Here is a 17,545-nt window from a genome sequence, read left to right as displayed (position 1 = left end):
GTATTATAAGAATAACAATAAAGGTAGAGGAGAAATGTAATGTTTAATAAAATAAAGCATATATACTATAAATTTATTTTTTGGTTTGGTATCATATTTTTTGGGGTTATTTCTAATGTAATATCGTTAATACATTGTATTTATTATAAAGATTTTTCAATTATGAAATTAAGTATTATAGCTTCAATTTTTGGTGTGATAATGTGGTACCTATTGTTCAAAGTTGTTACCTATGCAAATGATAAATCTGTTTTTTTAAGGAAAAAAATTTCTGATGAAGAGAAAAAAAATAAGAAAAAATAGGTGTTTAATAATTTTATAATATGATAAGTAATGGACAAAGTTTATTATATTTATTGGAAGAGTACTAATTGATGAGGGATATTCCATTAAAGGAATTCTTAAAAGCTATTGAAGTGTTTTTTTTACGCTTCAATAGCTTTGTTTTTCAGTGTGTACAACAAAGTGCGAAGCACTTAGTCGGAGACGGTGTCTATGAAGTGATTTGGGTATATAAGAGTAATTAAGGGTATGAGAGAAAATAACTCTAAATTTATGCGATAGCATTTGAATTGTAGATTAATTTTAGTTGAAAATTGAGAATTGAAAGTAGAAAGTGAATGAAGTTTTTGTTACAGAAAAACTTGAATTTTAGTTTTGCATTAGCAAAACAACCATCACTGTTAATTCTCAACTCTCAATTCTCCATTAGTTAAGAACGGCCAGTTAGAACAATTCAGTTATTACAATACAGCATTAAATGATGATGAAATAAAAGCAATTCATGCAAGAGGAAGAGGAAACAGAGTAAATTATAAGTATGATGATTTTGGAAGACTTGAAGAAAGAAAATTAAGCACAGGAAAAACAGACCTTAGCACAACTTATACCTTTGAATTAGGAAAAGAAGCAAATACAACTACCACAAGAGTAAGTGAAATAGACAATAATGGGAAGAAAATAACTTACACTTACGATGCTAATGGTAATATTGAAACCATAACTGAGAATGGTAAGATAATAAAATACTACTATGATGAGTTAAACCAACTTATAAGGGAAGATAACAGAGTATTAGATAAGACTATAGTATATAGCTATGATGTGGGAGGAAATATAACAAGTAAGAAAGAATATGCTCACACAACAGGAACATTAGGAGATGTTACAAAGACCTATGGTTATGAGTATACAGATGCAAATTGGAAAGATTTATTAAAGAAATTTAATGGCAGCGAAATAGTCTATGATGCAATAGGAAACCCAACAGATTATGCTGGATGGCATTTTACATGGGAGCAAGGCAGACAGCTAGCATCTTTAGATGGAAATGGTTACGATATTGATTATAAATACAACGCATCAGGCATAAGAACAGAGAAAAAAGTAGTTCAAGGACAAGATACGGTTATAACAAAGTATCATCTAATAGGAGATAAAGTAACCTATGAGGATAATGGAACAGATAAGATATACTATAGTTACGATAGTAATGGCAAGCTTATTAGCATGAATCTAAATGGTGAAGATGAATATTACTACATCAGAAATGCTCAAGGAGATATAATAGGGTTATATGATAAGAATGGAGAGGAAGTAGTAAAATATAGTTATGACTCATGGGGAAAATTAATTTCTATTAATGATACAAGTAACAAGGATGTTGGTGAAAAGAATCCGTATAGATATAGAGGATATAGATATGACAGTGAGACTGGATTGTATTATTTACAAAGCAGGTACTATAATCCTGAATGGGGAAGATTTATAAATGCGGATGCAATAGCTGGAAGTGTAGGAGAATTATTATCTCATAATATGTTTGTGTACTGTTCCAATAATCCTATAATGTATTCAGATCCAAGTGGATTTTTAAGAGAGTTTTTGAATGATGATAATGGAGAAAAACAAGCATATTACTATTATGAGTATTTATCATCAAGTGTGGATTCTAGTGCTAATGTTATTGATACAGTACTTGAAAAAAAGCGGAACGCCACAAGGACAACTTGCTACATCAATAGTAAATACTGGTATACATGCAGGCGTAGCTAAGAAAGTAGCTACTATTAGTAAACATTTATATAAAACAAGTATTAAGTATGTAGGTATTCAAAAATTTGAGTATTTTAAATATAGTAGAAAATTTATCAGTATAAGTAGAAAAATGGGTAAGATATCTGGAACAGCAGGATTATTGTCAGTAGCTTTAACAGGACTTCAAATGTATAGTAATATTAGTTATTATGGATGGGGAGAAGGTCTAGGAAGAAGTGGTATTGATATATTGGGATTAGCAACTGGAGCGGGCATTGGAGTAGGGCTTGTAGCAGTTGGAGCAGGTACGGCGACAGGTGTTATTGTTTGTACTGTAGGTTCAGTTATTATAGGCGGTTTAGCAAATGAAGCTAAAAAAATTATTTTTGAATAACTGGTAGGAGGATTTAATAGTGAAAAAAATATTTAACAATATAAATTCACCCCAAAATATGGCTATGTTGGGTGCGTGCTTAGTAGCACTCATGCCGTATTTATCAGATAAATTTAAAATAGGAGCTTTGGCAATAGGGATATGTTTATTAATTGAAGAATTTGTTAGATATATTGTGTTGAAAAAACCGTTTATGCATATACTAATAATTTTTCAATCAGTAATTTTTTGTATTCCAATGTTATTGATTTTATTAGTAGAAAACTATTACCATAAATACCAAATGTATGTAAATTATTTATATATTTGGTGTGGGCTCGCTTTTTTTATATTTTATTTAACACTTATGACATGGGTTTGGAGAAATAGGTTTGAAATGAGAAGATTTATAATAATATTACACGGTATTATGTTAATTGGCGTAAGTATGGTTATAATTGGAGTGTTGTTAAAGTAAGCTCTATAGTAAAATTTTTTGATTAGCATATACGTAAGTGAACTGCTCCCTGTCAAGTAGACAGTAGAAATAATAAAAAAAACTCTAAGCAGCCAAAGTCTTGAATTCCATTCGACTGAGGCTGTTTAATCTTTTTTGAATTCTATTATAATTATAAAAATGAATATACTCATCAATTGCTTTTTGAGTTCGTCAAAAATAACAAATAAGAAAGAATATGCTCATACAACAGGAACACTAGGAGATGTTACAAAGACTTATGCCTATGAGTATACAGATGCAAATTGGAAAGATTTATTAAAGAAATTTAATGGCAGCGAAATAGTCTATGATGCAATAGGAAACCAGAATAAATTTGCTAAGATATTTATTTTATTGTTTATTGTTTTAGCAATGTTGCTTTTTGTAATAGCTATAGTTAATAATAAATTTCCACAAGTATGGGAACAATATAAATCTATTTTTATTGTATTAACTTTAGCGGTATTTATTTATTTTACAATCTATATAATAATATTAGCTATAAAAAATATTGGTAAAATTAAATAGGTAATTTAAAATAAGGTATAGCAATACGTACCTACGGGTCTCTCGAGATTAGCAAATGAAAGTAGTTACCATTAAATGCTAAGGGAACGTGTTGATGACCTGAAAAATGTAAAATACTCAACAAGAAAAAAGAAAATAAATAGTTAATGATAAGCTCAGTTTCAGGTTCCTTCGTTAAGTGGTTAGGTACTTAGGAATTTATTATATTGGATAGACTTATAAAAGCTATTGAAGTGTAAAAAACATTTCAATAGCTTTGTTTTTTAGGCTGATTAATAAAGTGCGAGGCACTTAGTCGGAAACGGTATATGTAAAGTAATTCAGGGATATAAGAGTACTAAGGTTATGATAGAAAACAACAATCTTTTACTTATGTTTTTTAGGAATGTTTATGTACAATCTCTTAATTACAATACTTGTGTTTTGACAATAGTTGCTTCTGCACCTTGACCTGTTGAAAGATCAATATCTAAGCCTTCTTCTTTAAAGAAACCTTCATTAATAGCTACATACATAGGAGCATAAAAAACAGAACGTACTACTTCATTTAACTTAACTTTTTTTAGTTGAGTATCTTTCTTAGGCGTACATCCTGTTAGGAGTGTAAAACTCAAGATTAATGTACAGAGAATTGAAAATAGACTAAACACCTTTTTTTTCATAAAAGTACTTTACCTCCATAGAATTAATTCATGTGATAGTATTATATGAAAATTATAGAATACTGGTGCTTAGGTTTTATTAAGCTTTACATTTAAATATTATGCAGTCTAAATCTATTTCTTTACAAGAATTTTTATTTTTTAGTTCTTAAATTCTAAAATTCTTTACTTTCGCTTAGTTGGTTATATATTAATTTTCATGAAAAATATAATTTGAATTCTAAAAAGTAAGCGTCAAATAGTCCCTAGCTCAATAATAGGTGGGGACTATTTGACGCTTACGTATTTTTCACCAACGATATTTTCTATATGTTCTTAACTTATCAAATGGGAGCCATTTGCTTCCAATATGGGGTTAGCCCTTGTAAAGTATTATGATGCAATTTGAGGTGATGACTCTTCAATTTTCCAAGTTCCGTTATCATTGTTAATAGTAACTTGAGTGGAAATAGAACCAAGACCTGAACGATATTTAGAACCATTGATTATTATTTTATTTTCTGATTCTATTTTAACATCACTTATTGATAATAGAATACCATCTAAATTACCATATTCGTCACCTAGCCCTTTTGCCATTAATTCCTCCACGTTCCCTTCTATTATATCTACATTATATTTTTTTAGATTCTCTATAACTTTTTCTTTGTTTTCCTTATCAATACTTGCATCGAAATTCACAGCAATATATTTCATATCACTATTTAATGCTTCATCTAGAGAAATAAAATAATCTAAAACAATATTATATATATCAACTTCATTTGTCATTGATGCTAATTCACCTTTAGGTTCTACAGTAAGTTCACATGCTAATTCACCTTTAGGTTCCTCAGTAAGTTCACATGCTAATTCACCTTTAGGTTCCTCAGTAAGTTCACATGCTAATTCACCTTTAGGTTCCTCAGTAAGTTCACATGCTAATCCATCTTTAGGTTCCTCAGTAAGTTCACATGCTAATCCATCTTTAGGTTCCTCAGTAAGTTCACATGCTAATTCACCTTTAGGTTCCTCAGTAAGTTCACATGCTAATCCATCTTTAGGTTCCTCAGTAAGTTCACATGCTAATCCATCTTTAGGTTCCTCAGTAAGTTCACATGCTAATCCATCTTTAGGTTCCTCAATAAGTTCACATGCTAATTCACCTTTAGGTTCTAAACCATCTTCACCATAAGAGATAGGTTCAACGTTAATTTCATCTGCTAACACTGCTTCACTAACTATAGCCTTAGGCTCGTTGTCACTTTGCAATGAGGATACAGAAACACCTAAACCTGTACCTCCTAAAAGAATTGATCCTACTGCACATAATGCTATTATTTTTGTTTTTAACATAATTATTCTCCCTCTTTTATATATTAATTTTATTTAATAAACTAAAAAAACATATCTTTTACTGTATTATTGAAGTATAGAAATGAGCACATTTATAAATTCCTTTTGAGTTATATTAGTGCTTGTTATTTCATATCCAATTCCCTTGAACATAAAAGTTGCAACATACATGTTATATTGATTATACCCAACATTAACCTCTATACCGTTTATATTTGACTTACTATCACTTTCATTAGCGATAAAAGCACAATCCTTTGGATAACCACCTTTTGAAGTTGTTACTGTTAGAAATTTTTTATTATCTTTTGAACTATAATTAAAACAGCCATTATCAAAAGCCATAGTTCCATTTTTGTTTTCTATTATCTTCAAATTATTAACTGGTTGCTCTATTAGCCCTGTTGGTATATATGAAAGTCTTGGGTCTACTCCCAAATACTCAATATACTCCTTTTGTGTCAACAAACGCTTTGTTGTAGTTTCAGGGTCAAAATATAGAATACTATCCATAGGGGGTGTAGATTCACCAAAATTCAGAATACCATTTGAAAGTTCTACCACAGAAGAGTGTTCGTCATCTTTCAGCGATGTACTAATCTTGATTTTTTCTTTTATACTATCATTAGGAATACTTACTGCAGGATTTTCTGTAAAATTCTTTATATCAGTAATCATATTAGGGAAAGCAGCTCCAAACGCCACAACAAAACATGCTGCAACAAGCCCTTTTCTAACTTTCCAGTTATTTTTTTTCTTTTGTGGCTTCTGTACCCCTGCTTTTTTCATTTCAAGCTCATAAATTCGCTTAAGTTTATCTTCTGATAATTCAGCCATATCTATCTCCATTTCGTCAAGTTTATCTAAAAACTTATCATCAATTTTTTTCATATTGTAACACCTCTTTCAGTTAGTACTTGTTTTAATCGCTTTTTACCACGGTATATACGATTTTCAACATTCTTTTCTGTTAATTCTAAATGAGCTGCTATTTCTTTCACTTTTTCAAACCAGAAAAAACGTCTTATAAAAATTTCTTTGTCAGGCTCACCCATTTGGTTAATAACTCCTTGTAAAACCTCAACATCACTTTTTATGACAATCTCTTCTTCTATATCCGTATCTGAAACAATATCTTTATCTTCCATATAAACAGTACTTTCCTTGCACAGTTTTCTATATCGATCAATTGCTTTATTTCTAGCAATACATGCAATATACCCTTTAAGTGTACCTCGCTCAAATTCTACATCATTTGTGTTTTTCCATAAGGTAACAAATGTGTCTGCCACGCATTCTTCAATATCTTCTGCAGTGTTGTAAAGTATTTTTCTTGTTATTGCTTCTACCATTCCACCATATTTTTTAGTAACTTCATATAATCCTTTAGATGGACTGTTTTTAAGAAGTAATAATATGCTACTATCATCCATTTTGTTACTCCCTTCAATAGCTTTGGTTGCCCTTTCACTTATATATACGAATAGTTTTTGATTTTCACTCAAACTTTTAAAACTTTTTTTGTAAACATATCTGAATATTATTCTTACAAATACCAGAAATTGTTTATATACAGAAATTCATATTACAAATAACACTGTCAATTTTCAACTGTCCATTGTTAATTGGATAAGTTTTGAAGCAGGGAAAGAAGCAAATACAACTACCACAAGAGTAAGTGAAATAGATAATAATGGGAAGAAAATAACTTATACTTATGATGCTAATGGTAATATTCAGACCATAACTGAAAATGGTAAGGTAATAAAATACTACTATGATGAGTTGAACCAACTTGTAAGAGAGGATAACAAAGTATTAGACAAGATTATAGTATATAGCTATGATGTGGGAGGAAATATAACAAGTAAAGAAGAATAGGATTATACAACAGGAACACTAGGAACTGTTACAAAGACCTATGCTTATGAGTATACAGATTCAAATTATAGAATTCTAAAATACCAGTAACAAGTAAGATAATAATTAAGAATGTAGGTGGAACAAAAACTATGAAAAAGAATAATATTATTGCAATTGTAACAGTATTTATATTAATTACTGCTATTAGAATTATAGGTATAGAAAATATACCATTTCCAATGATAGTAATCATATTAATGTTGTGCATGACAGTAGCATTATTAATTGCTTTAAAATATAAAGGAGATAAAAAAGAGCGTATCTATTTGCTTGTTATGACTATATTGGCAATATTGCTTTTTAGTATATTAATAATAGCAGTTACCATAGAAAATAATTATCCGCAAATTTCAAAACAATATAAGCCTATATTTATAACTTTAATGGGAATTTTATTTTTAAGCTTATTAATAACAGCATTAATTAATGTTGCTTACAAACGTAATAAGCATAATAAATTTAAGAAAAAATAATAAAGAACTAGTAAATATACAAGCAAACAGGAGTAAGTAAGCTTACTCATATTGTAGTAAGAGGTAGTGTATATATAATAGGTTGAAACATTTAAAGCAAGGCGTACCTACGGGTTCGCCTAGAACCCTCGGGGATTGTGAACAAATTGTAAATGAATAGAATATAAAAATTACTAATCCAGCAGTTTTTCTGCTGGATTTTTTAGAATAAGATGAAATAAATAGGATTTATACAAATGAAAGAGAAGAGGACTTAGGGGTAACAAATAAAGTGCGAATCACTTAGTCAGAGACGGTGTATATGAAGTGATTTGGGTATATAAGAGTACTAAGGTTATGATAGAAAAAAATATCTTTTATTTTATTTATGTTTTTTAGGCATTTCTATGTACAACCTCTTAATTACAATACTTGTGTTTTCACAATAGTTGTATCTGCCCCCTGTCCAGTCGAAAGCTCAATATCTAAGCCTTCCTCTTTAAAAAAACCTTCATTAATAGCTACATACATAGGAGCATAAAAAACAGAACGTACTACTTCATTTAACTTAACTTTTTTTAGTTGAGTATCTTTCTTAGGAGCACATCCTGTTAGAAGTGTAAAACTCAAGAGTAATGTACAGAGAATTGAAAATAGACTAAACACCTTTTTTTTCATAAAAGTACTTTACCTCCATAGAATTAATTCATGTGATAGTATTATATGAAAATTATCTAGTACTGGTGCTTAGGTTTTATTAAGCCTTTCATTTAAATACTATACAATCTTAAATTCATTTCCTCATAAGAATTTTTACTTTTAGGTTCCTAAATTCTAAAATTTTTTATTCTACTAAATATAATGAAAATGCTATAAAAATTCAGATATTCTCTGCTCTTGATGAATATATCATTAAATTATGCTATAATTATCTTCATATAAAATGTTATTTATACCACTTATAGTCATCAAATTATTTGGATAGATAGAGAAAATATTTATTGAGGGAGAAATGCATTGTGAGATTGATTTTAAATGAAGATATTTTTGCAGAGATAGAAGGAAAATTGAATAAAGAATTTATTGGACAAGAAGATTATTTTAAAGAATTAAGTGCTTATTTTAAAGATAAAGTAATGAATAGAGAAAAAGGTGTATTACTTGTTGTTGGAGAGATGAATACATTTAAAAAAGTTAGTATGAGACATATGTTTCAAGAATTAAGAGCAAATAAACTTTTAGAGAATGCAACTCTTGAAGAGATTGATTTAGCTTCATACAACTGTAACTACGGTTATAATGCATTTTTAACAGATTTATATGAAAAGCTGAGCAATAGTTCAGAAGGTATAGTGTTCACAAATGTTAATATGGCAAGTGATAAGATGCTTGATATATTAACTAAGATATATCCAAATAGTAGTATTGAATTAGAAACTGACTATGTTATGAATAACAGATTCCTTTTAGAAACAACTGAAAATGTAGGAAATACAATTAATACAATACAATGTAATGATAAATTTGTTGTGTTTTTATATGATAAAAAGAATGACAGTGATTATTTAGAGTTTGTTGAAAATTACATTAATAACAGAGACAAAGTTTTATATACTAAAAACCTAACTAAGGTTGAAAAAACACTTATTATGAAAAAAGTACTATTTAAGGTATTAAAAGAATTAGAAGTAAATTATAGTCTTGATATCACATTTAGAAATAAAGAAAGTAATAATCTAGAAGAGGATTACGGTATTTTATCTTATATTTATAAATTTAATGAAGATAAGAATTTTACTTTAATGGACTATACTAGATACAAAATAGGCAATCCTCTAAAGAAAATTATTGAAGAAGAAAAGATTAAGAAAAATAGTAGAATTTTATTATATATCGAAAATGATAAAATATTTGCAAAAATAAATAATGAAGTATATGAATTAAACGATTATGTAACACCATCCTTAGAAGAAGTAAAGCATAGATTGGACTCAATAGTAGGGATAAAAGAATTTAAAGAACACATTAATAATATTGAAAACAACTTTAAAGTACAAAAAATAAGAGAAAGACTTAGTATGAAGACAGTTAATACACCTTCAAATATGGTGTTTATAGGTAATGCAGGTACTGGAAAAACAAATGCTGCTAGAATTACATTTGATTTTTTAAATGCTTTAGGAGTGTTATCAAGGAATGTTTTTGTAGAAGTTAGTAAAGCTGATTTTGTATCTGGAGATGCTAGTGATGTTGAAAAAACAACAAATGATATTGTTAACTCAGCTATTGGAGGGGTTTTGTTTATTGATGAAGCTTATGCCTTGTGTGAAAGTGAAAATGATAATGTAGGAAGAAAAATTATAGATACTCTTCTATATGGAATTGAAAATAATAGAGATAATCTAGTTGTTATTTTAGCAGGTTATGAGAAAGATATGGAAAGAGTGCTTAACTATAATCAAGGATTAAAATCTAGGTTCCATAATATTATACATTTTACAGACTACACACCAGAAGAAATGTACGAAATAGCTGTTAATATAGCAAGAGATAAAGGGTATTATATTGCTAATAATGTGAAGAATGATTTAATAGACCTATTTACAAGAAACCAGACTATTGAGAGCAAAGGCTTAGGAAATGCAAGATTTGTAAGGAATGTTATAGAAAATGCTATAATGGATGCGTCTAAAAAGTACCTTTTAGATTTGGAAAGACCAATTGATATATTAGATAGAAGCAATTTTAACTTTAATGTTAGAGTTAGATTTGATTTAGAGGAAAAATTAAAAGGTATTGTTGGATTAGGGGAAGTAAAGAATTTACTGAGAAATCAATATAAATTGTTAATTGCGCAAGAAAAGAGAAAATCAGTAGGTGTTGATACAAAGATTGAACAAAATTTAAATATGGTTTTTGCAGGTAATCCTGGAACAGGAAAAACAAGTATTGCAAGGCTTGTAGCGGAAATGTTAAACAGCATGGGCTTCTTAAAAGGAGGACAACTTGTTGAAACAGATAGATCAAGTTTTGTAGCAGAAAATTCAGAAGAGACATCTAAAAAAACAGAGGCAAAATTTAAAGAAGCTATTGGTGGAATTTTATTTATTGATGAGGCATATACGTTAGCAAATGATTCACTAGGTAGAGAGGTTATTGAAACATTACTTAAACTAATTGAAGACTATTCAAAAGAAGTTATTGTTATCTTAGCTGGATATAGTAAAGAGATGGAAGATTTTTTTGATGTAAACATTGGTCTTAGATCAAGATTCCCATTATGGACGACTTTTGAGGATTATAGACCAAATGAATTATTGGAAATCGGGCTTAGACTTTTAAAGTCAAAAGGATTTGAAATATCTAAAAATGCTCATGTAGAGCTTGAAAAGAGTTTTGTTGATATATATGAGAATTCAGATGCCCAATCTGGTAATGCTAGAATGGTAAGAAACCATATTGAAAATCTTATAAGAATTCAAAGTGTCAGAGTTGCTGAAGAACAAATTAGTGCTTACGAAATGAATCGTATAATTGCTGAAGATGTTGAAAAACTTATATTTTCTGAAAATGATAAGAGTTTTAATCTTGAAAACAAACTGATGAGGATTTCTGATAATGACAAAGCTAAGGAATTTTTAAGAAATCAATATAAGTTATTTAGAATTAATGAAAGAAGAAAGAAATTAGGAATAAACTCAGATATAAACAAGTATATGAATATTATTTTCACTGGAGGAATAGGAACTGGTAAAAATATTGTATTAAATGTCTTGACTGAAATGTTATACAGCATAGGTATAGTAAATGCAAAGGCTCCTCTTCAAATCAGTAAATATGAAATTGACACTGCTATTAAAAGCGGCAAAACGTTAGAAGATGTTCTGAATAAAGGAATAGGGAAGGTATTATTTATAGATAGAACTGATTTATTTATTGGAGGAGAGGAGTCTAACAACACTATTGTTAAACTAATTAAGTTTATTGATAAAAATAGCAATAGGATGATAATAGTTTTGAATGGAGAAGAAAAAACTATAAGAGATTTGATGAAACAAAATCCAGCATTAAGCTATAGATTCCCAACTTTATTAGATTTTGATGACTATACTGAAACTGATTTAATTAATTTGGCTCTAAAAATTCTTAAAGACAAAGGTTATTCAATGGAGAGTGAATGTGAAGACAATATAGGTAAAATAATAACTGAGTTCTATGAGAATAAATATATTATTATAAAGAATGGACTTATGATAAAACAATTCCTTGATAATGTTATTAGAATTCAAAGTGTAAGGGTCTATGATTCTAAAATAGGAAATAATGGTATTAATACCATTATCACTGATGATTTGATTCAAGCTAAGAAAATGTTCCTTCATAAAAATACTTAAAGAGAATATTTAAATTTTTGAGAATGATTTGAAGTATATGTCTAAATATATTAAAAATTAATATTATAGTTGTAGAATAAAAAAGTCTAATAGAATTTATGAGTCTGTTAGGCTTTTTTGAATTATTTATACTTTTTTTAGTTGAGTTTCTTTCTTAGGAGCACATCCTGTTAGAAGTGTAAAACTCAAGATCAAAGTACAGAGAATTGAAAATGATTTAGGATGCTGTAGTTATATCTAGAGGATTGATATAGGTAAAATTATATTAGGAAATGAAGAAAGTAAATTAAAGCTTATATACTATATAATTGTAATAATATTTCTAGGAATATGCATATATATTTATTAACAAGTCAATAACTAAATCATTTATTGGTAATAAAATACTAAAAAGTGAACTAGGAATTGAGCCTAAATGGGAAATAAAAGATTTGTACAAAAAACTTATGGCAGATATATAATCTGTCTTTTTTATATTCAGAATTTATTCAGAATGAAATAGTATTATAAAAGTATAATATTGTAGAATAAACTAGGAATTTTCAAATACGGATATAAATACGAAACTTTATGCTGAAAAGGAGTGAAATTTTATGATTAATAAAATTAATGGAAGAGTAGTTGCTTTAAGTGTATAACAATAATGACCATTGATATAAGAAAGTTTAATTTCAGGATTGGCATATGTTTGTTTAAGTATTTTACTACAAGCAACCTTATGTGGAATAATATTAGAATCTTTATAGTTAAAAGAGATCCGAAATATTTAGGCTTATCTTCTTGAAAGCAGTCTACGACCTCTTCGTAAATATCACAAAGATGAATTTGATTTTTGAAATTAATCATAAAGGGTACCTCCTTGAATTTATATTTTGTGGTTATTATATATATTCGACATAAAGTGAGGGAAATCCTTTTTGATAAAGCTTGAAAAGCCTTGAACCCTAACGGGTTTAGGGGTTTTGCAAGTGGCTATTATGTAAATGAAAAGGGGAGGTTTAATTTGAAAAAAATAGTTGTAGGTTTAATGTTTATTTTATTTGCATTTTGTTTTGGAGTTTTAGAAGTTTATGCAGATGAACCTGATGTAGGTGGAAAAAATAATTTTCAAACTGCAACACCTATTGTGAAAAATAATGCGGATGTTACATCAGACAAGATAACAAGTCATGATGGAAATAATCCATTTAGTGTTGTTTATGAATTTGATTTAAGTAAGTATAAGCAGTCAATTAATGATGGTAAATTTGAAATGGATTTTAGAGCAGATAGTGATTCATGGTATCAAAACGAAAAAAAAGGTACTTTGGGTATTGGGAGTAAAAAATGGGCTTATGAAAGACCGGTGCTTTCAGTTTACACAATGGATTACAATAATAATAAAAGTTATTTAATCTACCGCGATGATTCTGGAGAGTCTAATACCGGAGAAGTCTATAAGTGGAAAGATAGTTTACCTGCAAACACAAAAATAGTAAAATTTGAGTTTGACTCAAAAGCTGCTGGAGATTATAGAGGTACAGGATTTGGTGCTGATTACCATAATATGTTTTTGTCCTTCAAAGATAAAGCAGATAAAGAATATACTTATGCAAGTAAACCTGTTTTAGGTGAAAAAAATAATTTTGAGAGTGCAAAACCTACTTATGAAGAGAATGCTAATATTAGATTAGGCAACATAACAAGTAGAGATGGAAATAATCCATTTAAAGTTATTTATGTATTTGATTTAAGTAAATACGAGAAGTCAATTAATGAGGGTAAATTTGAAATGGATTTTAGAGCAGGTAGTGATTCATGGTGTAAAAATGAAAAAAAATTTTTGGGTAGAGTGACTCAAAAATGGGGTTATGAAAGACCGATGCTTTCAGTTTACACAATGGATTACGTTTACGATAACGATAGGGATGATATAACAACTTATTTAATCAATCACGATTCTCCTGAAGGGTCTAATGACGGAAAAGACTATGCTTGGAAGGGCACATTACCTGCAGGCACAAAAATAATAAAATTTGAGTTTGACTCAGCAGCTGCTGGAGATTATAAAAGTACAGGATTTGGTGCTTACTACCATAATGTGTTTCTGTCCTTCAAAGATAAAGCAAATGAAGAAGATACTTATATAAATAAACCTGTTTTAGGTGAAAAAAATAATTTTGAGAGTGCAAACCCTACTTATGAAAAGAATGCTAATGTTACATCTGATAGAATATCAAGTAAGGATGGAAATAATCCATTTGAAGTTACTTATGTATTTGATTTAAGTGAATATAAACAGTTAATTAATAAAGGGAAATTTGAAATGAAATTTAAATCAGATAGTGATTCATGGTATCAACACCACGTAAAAGATTATATTTGGAATGATGGTAAAAGAGTGGGGTATGAAAGACCAATACTTACAATTTACACAACAGATTACAATAATCATAAAAATTATTTAATCAAACGCGATCATTCTGGAGAGTCTAATAACGGAAAAAAATATAATTTGGATGCGAAGGTACCTGCAAATACAAAAACTATAACATTTGAGCTTAACTCAGAATATGGTGGAGCTCATGGAGCTACAGAATTTGGTGCTTGTTATATGAATATGCAGTTATTCTTTATATATAATGGTGACTTAACATCAAAAGATAAAGTAACAAATTGGAGAAAATTCAAAGAGAAGAAAAGTATAAAAGATAAATCTAAGCGTTGGAAAATTAATTTTAACAAAAGTATAGAAGGGGTATCTGTAAATAATGATAATGTATTTATAAGTACAGATCCTAGTGGCGGAAACAGACTAGATGGTATTGATATAAAATTAAGTGATTCGGGTAAATCAATATTAATAAATTATGATTGCAAACCAATATGGGAGACTGGTAAAACATATTACTTATTTGTACAAAATGTGAAGACAGCAGAGGGTGAAATATATAAATCACCATTAAGAATGGAATTCACTGTAAAGTAAGTGTGTAAAGAATGCAGAGTATAATGAAAATATACTGTGTATTCTTTTTATTTTGTTTTGATATGTTTAAATCTCCAGCTATCATATTTACTAACCATTTTATCGTTTGAAATTAGTTTCTTTAAATTTTGTTGGTGAAACATTATAATACCTTTTAAATAAACGGCTAAAATAATTTACACTATCAAATCCACATCTTAATGCTATTTCAGTTATATTCAGATCGCCTTTATTCAAATAGTCAACAGCCTTTTCCAGTCTTATTCCATTAATATAATCTGTAGTTGTCTTACCTGTCATTTGCTTAAAAATTCTGCAAAAATGATAGGTACTGATATGCACAATATTTGCAAGATCAGAAGTAGCTATTTTTTTAGAGTAATTGGTGTCTATATATTTAAAAATCAAATCAAAACGTTTCAAATTATTTGCTTTTGAAATAAGTTCTTTTCTAGTTAGAAATTTACTAATGTATTTTCTTAATAGGAGGACGATTAATTGGTAAATGAAAGATTTTACAGCAAGTTCATACCCGATTTTCCTCGAAAAATATTCTTGTATTGTTATGGTGACACAGTCCAATATCTGTTTGTCATTTTCAATTAAATTTTGAAAAGATATTTGATTTTGTGACAGAGGTGAAAGGAATTTTGTCTGGCATAAATCAACTTGATTACTGAACAGGAATGAAGAATCGATACGAATTGTATAAAACTTCAGATCGTCACTTAAACTTTCAAGGGAATGTAGTTCATTATTGTTAATGACTACAATACTGCCAGTTGTAACATAGTAGCGGTTTTTATTACATTCAACTAAAGCCTTACCTTTAGTAAAAAAATATAGTTGCATATTTTCATGCCAATGTGTATTAAATTTTCTTCCCTTCTTAAAGTTTTCTGCTAGGAATATATCTATACCCAAATTTGGATCTGGCATTTTTTTATAATAATAAGTTTGCAAATTTTTCATATCTATACCCTCATGTCAAAATTGTGCTAAATTTCAGCAATACAATTCTTGAATTATATTGCAAATATAACTATTATAATACAAGTGCATTCTATTGTAAACATAACGATTTAAGTTAAAAATTTCAAATGAGGTGGTACAAAAATGAATAAATCAAAAGTAGAAAAAGTAAGTTTTTATAGCGATGTACTTGGTAAAGAAATGTCAATATTGGTGTATTTACCTGAATGCTATAATAGTTTAACTCCTCTACCTGTATTATATTTTCTACATGGAAGAAGTGGGAGTGAAAATGTAATGTTTGAAATAGATATAAATACTAAAGCTGATCGAATGATAAAAGATGGGGAAATTAAGCCTATGATAATTGTCTGTCCAAGACTTGAAAACAGCCGTGGGTTGAATTCATCCTTAATCTGTAAAGAGGTGTCTGATCCTGGAGATAATAATAGAATCATAAATTTAGGAATGTATGAAGATTACTTTATGAAAGAGATAGTACCTTTAACAGATAAAACTTTCAATACTATAAAAGATAGAAAAGGAAGATATATAGGGGGGGTATCTGCTGGGGGCTATGTAGCTCTTCACAATACATTTCGACATCAGCATATGTTTTCAAAAGTAGGAGGACATATGCCTGCATTGGAACTGGAACTTGACCAGGAAGACAAACCATATTATAAAGACATGGGTGTATGGGAAAAATATGATCCAATATATATTGCAAGAAACAATAATATTTCTTCTGATATTGATGTCTATCTTGATGCTGGAGATAAGGATGAAGGTAAATTTTATGAGGGCTGTTCAATTTTACATAAAATGTTGAAAGAAAAAGGGATAAATTCTCAAAACCATGTATTCCCTGGTAATCACAGTGTTGAATATATACAATCAAATCTTGAAAAATATTTAAAATTTTATGGATGTTAATATATTATGAAAAATATCTAAATCTTCTTCTATGTTTGTAATGATTTTCTACTATATTGTTGTTCGTATGCCATTAGCAAAGTTATTATCCATAAGTAAATGGGGATTAAATGGAATTTGGATTGCTGTTCTAATAAGTCATATTGCTGCAGCTATAGCAGGATTTTGCTATTTTAAAGTATTATTAAAAAAAGATAATTTTAAATGTGATATAGAATCAACGGCAAAGTGTTAAAGAAATATTATAAACTTGTATAAGGATTTAAAGCATTAGCTATTATTTTTTAGAGCTAGTGCTTTTACTTTTCATAAAAAAGTGTTAATAGTTGAAAACTGGTAAAGCATATAGAAAAATATCTTAATACTTTGTATAATTATAATATGCTTTTGTGTTTAATTGTATATATGGAAACATTATAATAAAAACATTATGAAAGGAAAATGTATAATGAATTTTTAATATAAT

16 protein-coding genes and 1 pseudogene are annotated in these 17,545 nt (G+C 28.6%); 10 read left to right on the top strand and 7 right to left on the bottom strand.

Going from position 1 to position 17,545, the window contains the following annotated elements; translation table 11 throughout:
• Positions 1–39 precede the first annotated feature (39 nt).
• The 4 genes from OXH55_RS08325 to OXH55_RS08310 all read left to right on the top strand — a co-directional run bounded on the left by OXH55_RS08325 (position 40) and on the right by OXH55_RS08310 (position 2,888).
• A complete protein-coding gene (locus OXH55_RS08325) occupies positions 40–303 on the top strand; it encodes a hypothetical protein (RefSeq protein ID WP_268049391.1) in 264 nt (87 codons plus the stop codon).
• A gap of 801 nt (positions 304–1,104) precedes the next feature.
• Positions 1,105–2,055 carry an RHS repeat-associated core domain-containing protein gene (locus OXH55_RS20110; RefSeq protein ID WP_268049390.1) on the top strand — a complete coding sequence of 317 codons (951 nt, stop codon included), beginning with the start codon at positions 1,105–1,107 and terminating at the stop codon, positions 2,053–2,055.
• The gene (locus OXH55_RS08315) at positions 1,979–2,431 is read left to right on the top strand and encodes a hypothetical protein (protein WP_268049389.1); all 453 of its coding nucleotides are present in this window, start codon (positions 1,979–1,981) and stop codon (positions 2,429–2,431) included. Before OXH55_RS20110 ends, OXH55_RS08315 begins: the two co-directional genes overlap by 77 nt.
• 19 nt (positions 2,432–2,450) lie before the next feature.
• Positions 2,451–2,888: a hypothetical protein gene (locus OXH55_RS08310; RefSeq protein WP_268049388.1), complete on the top strand. Its 438-nt coding sequence runs from the start codon at positions 2,451–2,453 to the stop codon at positions 2,886–2,888.
• Between the two features lie 84 nt (positions 2,889–2,972).
• Here OXH55_RS08310 and OXH55_RS20210 read toward each other — a convergent pair whose 3' ends face one another.
• Positions 2,973–3,053, bottom strand: a complete 81-nt coding sequence (locus OXH55_RS20210; protein WP_418921837.1) for a hypothetical protein — start codon at positions 3,051–3,053, stop codon at positions 2,973–2,975.
• An 18-nt stretch (positions 3,054–3,071) separates the two neighbouring features.
• Between OXH55_RS20210 and OXH55_RS08305 the strand changes: the two genes are divergently transcribed.
• The gene (locus OXH55_RS08305; RefSeq protein ID WP_268049387.1) at positions 3,072–3,437 is read left to right on the top strand and encodes a hypothetical protein; all 366 of its coding nucleotides are present in this window, start codon (positions 3,072–3,074) and stop codon (positions 3,435–3,437) included.
• A gap of 407 nt (positions 3,438–3,844) precedes the next feature.
• On the opposite strand, the gene OXH55_RS08300 is transcribed toward OXH55_RS08305, so the two are convergent.
• From OXH55_RS08300 to OXH55_RS08285, 4 genes are all read right to left on the bottom strand, one after another.
• Complete coding sequence (locus OXH55_RS08300) at positions 3,845–4,099, bottom strand: ABC transporter substrate-binding protein (RefSeq protein WP_268049386.1); 255 nt, start codon at positions 4,097–4,099, stop codon at positions 3,845–3,847.
• Positions 4,100–4,471: 372 nt separating this feature from the next.
• Positions 4,472–5,434 (bottom strand): hypothetical protein, encoded by a 963-nt coding sequence (locus OXH55_RS08295; protein ID WP_268049384.1) that lies wholly within the window; start codon positions 5,432–5,434, stop codon positions 4,472–4,474.
• Positions 5,435–5,500: 66 nt separating this feature from the next.
• Positions 5,501–6,325, bottom strand: a complete 825-nt coding sequence (locus OXH55_RS08290) for a hypothetical protein (RefSeq protein ID WP_268049382.1) — start codon at positions 6,323–6,325, stop codon at positions 5,501–5,503.
• Positions 6,322–6,867 carry a sigma-70 family RNA polymerase sigma factor gene (locus OXH55_RS08285; RefSeq protein ID WP_268049380.1) on the bottom strand — a complete coding sequence of 182 codons (546 nt, stop codon included), beginning with the start codon at positions 6,865–6,867 and terminating at the stop codon, positions 6,322–6,324. The genes OXH55_RS08290 and OXH55_RS08285 overlap by 4 nt, the downstream gene beginning before the upstream one ends.
• A 579-nt stretch (positions 6,868–7,446) precedes the next feature.
• Between OXH55_RS08285 and OXH55_RS08275 the strand changes: the two genes are divergently transcribed.
• On the top strand, positions 7,447–7,830 hold the full coding sequence (locus OXH55_RS08275; RefSeq protein ID WP_268049378.1) for a hypothetical protein: 384 nt from the start codon (positions 7,447–7,449) through the stop codon (positions 7,828–7,830).
• Between the two features lie 423 nt (positions 7,831–8,253).
• Here OXH55_RS08275 and OXH55_RS08270 read toward each other — a convergent pair.
• Positions 8,254–8,487: pseudogene (locus OXH55_RS08270) on the bottom strand (ABC transporter substrate-binding protein); the annotation flags it as partial.
• A gap of 338 nt (positions 8,488–8,825) precedes the next feature.
• Between OXH55_RS08270 and OXH55_RS08265 the strand changes: the two are divergent.
• Entirely contained in the window at positions 8,826–12,203 is a 3,378-nt protein-coding gene (locus tag OXH55_RS08265) for an AAA family ATPase (RefSeq protein WP_418921836.1), read from the top strand.
• A gap of 1,003 nt (positions 12,204–13,206) precedes the next feature.
• Positions 13,207–15,171, top strand: coding sequence for a hypothetical protein (locus tag OXH55_RS08260; protein ID WP_268049372.1), 1,965 nt, complete (start codon positions 13,207–13,209; stop codon positions 15,169–15,171).
• A 99-nt stretch (positions 15,172–15,270) separates the two neighbouring features.
• Here the strand turns inward: OXH55_RS08260 and OXH55_RS08255 are convergent, their stop codons facing one another.
• A complete protein-coding gene (locus tag OXH55_RS08255; protein ID WP_268049370.1) occupies positions 15,271–16,143 on the bottom strand; it encodes an AraC family transcriptional regulator in 873 nt (290 codons plus the stop codon).
• Positions 16,144–16,287: 144 nt separating this feature from the next.
• Here OXH55_RS08255 and OXH55_RS08250 point away from each other — a divergent pair, with 144 nt between their 5' ends.
• Together OXH55_RS08250 and OXH55_RS08245 are read left to right on the top strand one after the other, a co-directional pair.
• Positions 16,288–17,079 carry an alpha/beta hydrolase gene (locus tag OXH55_RS08250; protein WP_268049368.1) on the top strand — a complete coding sequence of 264 codons (792 nt, stop codon included), beginning with the start codon at positions 16,288–16,290 and terminating at the stop codon, positions 17,077–17,079.
• Between the two features lie 31 nt (positions 17,080–17,110).
• Complete coding sequence (locus OXH55_RS08245) at positions 17,111–17,314, top strand: hypothetical protein (protein ID WP_418921835.1); 204 nt, start codon at positions 17,111–17,113, stop codon at positions 17,312–17,314.
• The last annotated feature ends 231 nt before the right edge of the window (positions 17,315–17,545 follow it).

The sequence above is a fragment of the Clostridium ganghwense genome (assembly GCF_026735165.1).
Lineage (GTDB): Bacteria > Bacillota > Clostridia > Clostridiales > Clostridiaceae > Clostridium_H > Clostridium_H ganghwense.
The sequence above is the reverse complement of the archived record's forward strand: the minus strand, read 5'-3'. Positions and strand labels throughout refer to the sequence as shown.

Excerpts from the sequence above, each read along its gene's own strand:
- OXH55_RS08255 (WP_268049370.1), bottom strand. The coding sequence starts at position 16,143 with ATGAAAAATTTGCAAACTTATTATTATAAAAAAATGCCAGATCCAAAT.
- OXH55_RS08295 (WP_268049384.1), bottom strand. The coding sequence starts at position 5,434 with ATGTTAAAAACAAAAATAATAGCATTATGTGCAGTAGGATCAATTCTT.
- OXH55_RS08290 (WP_268049382.1), bottom strand. The coding sequence starts at position 6,325 with ATGAAAAAAATTGATGATAAGTTTTTAGATAAACTTGACGAAATGGAG.
- OXH55_RS08285 (WP_268049380.1), bottom strand. The coding sequence starts at position 6,867 with ATGGATGATAGTAGCATATTATTACTTCTTAAAAACAGTCCATCTAAA.
- OXH55_RS08325 (WP_268049391.1), top strand. The coding sequence starts at position 40 with ATGTTTAATAAAATAAAGCATATATACTATAAATTTATTTTTTGGTTT.
- OXH55_RS08300 (WP_268049386.1), bottom strand. The coding sequence starts at position 4,099 with ATGAAAAAAAAGGTGTTTAGTCTATTTTCAATTCTCTGTACATTAATC.
- OXH55_RS08250 (WP_268049368.1), top strand. The coding sequence starts at position 16,288 with ATGAATAAATCAAAAGTAGAAAAAGTAAGTTTTTATAGCGATGTACTT.
- OXH55_RS08275 (WP_268049378.1), top strand. The coding sequence starts at position 7,447 with ATGAAAAAGAATAATATTATTGCAATTGTAACAGTATTTATATTAATT.
- OXH55_RS08245 (WP_418921835.1), top strand. The coding sequence starts at position 17,111 with ATGTTTGTAATGATTTTCTACTATATTGTTGTTCGTATGCCATTAGCA.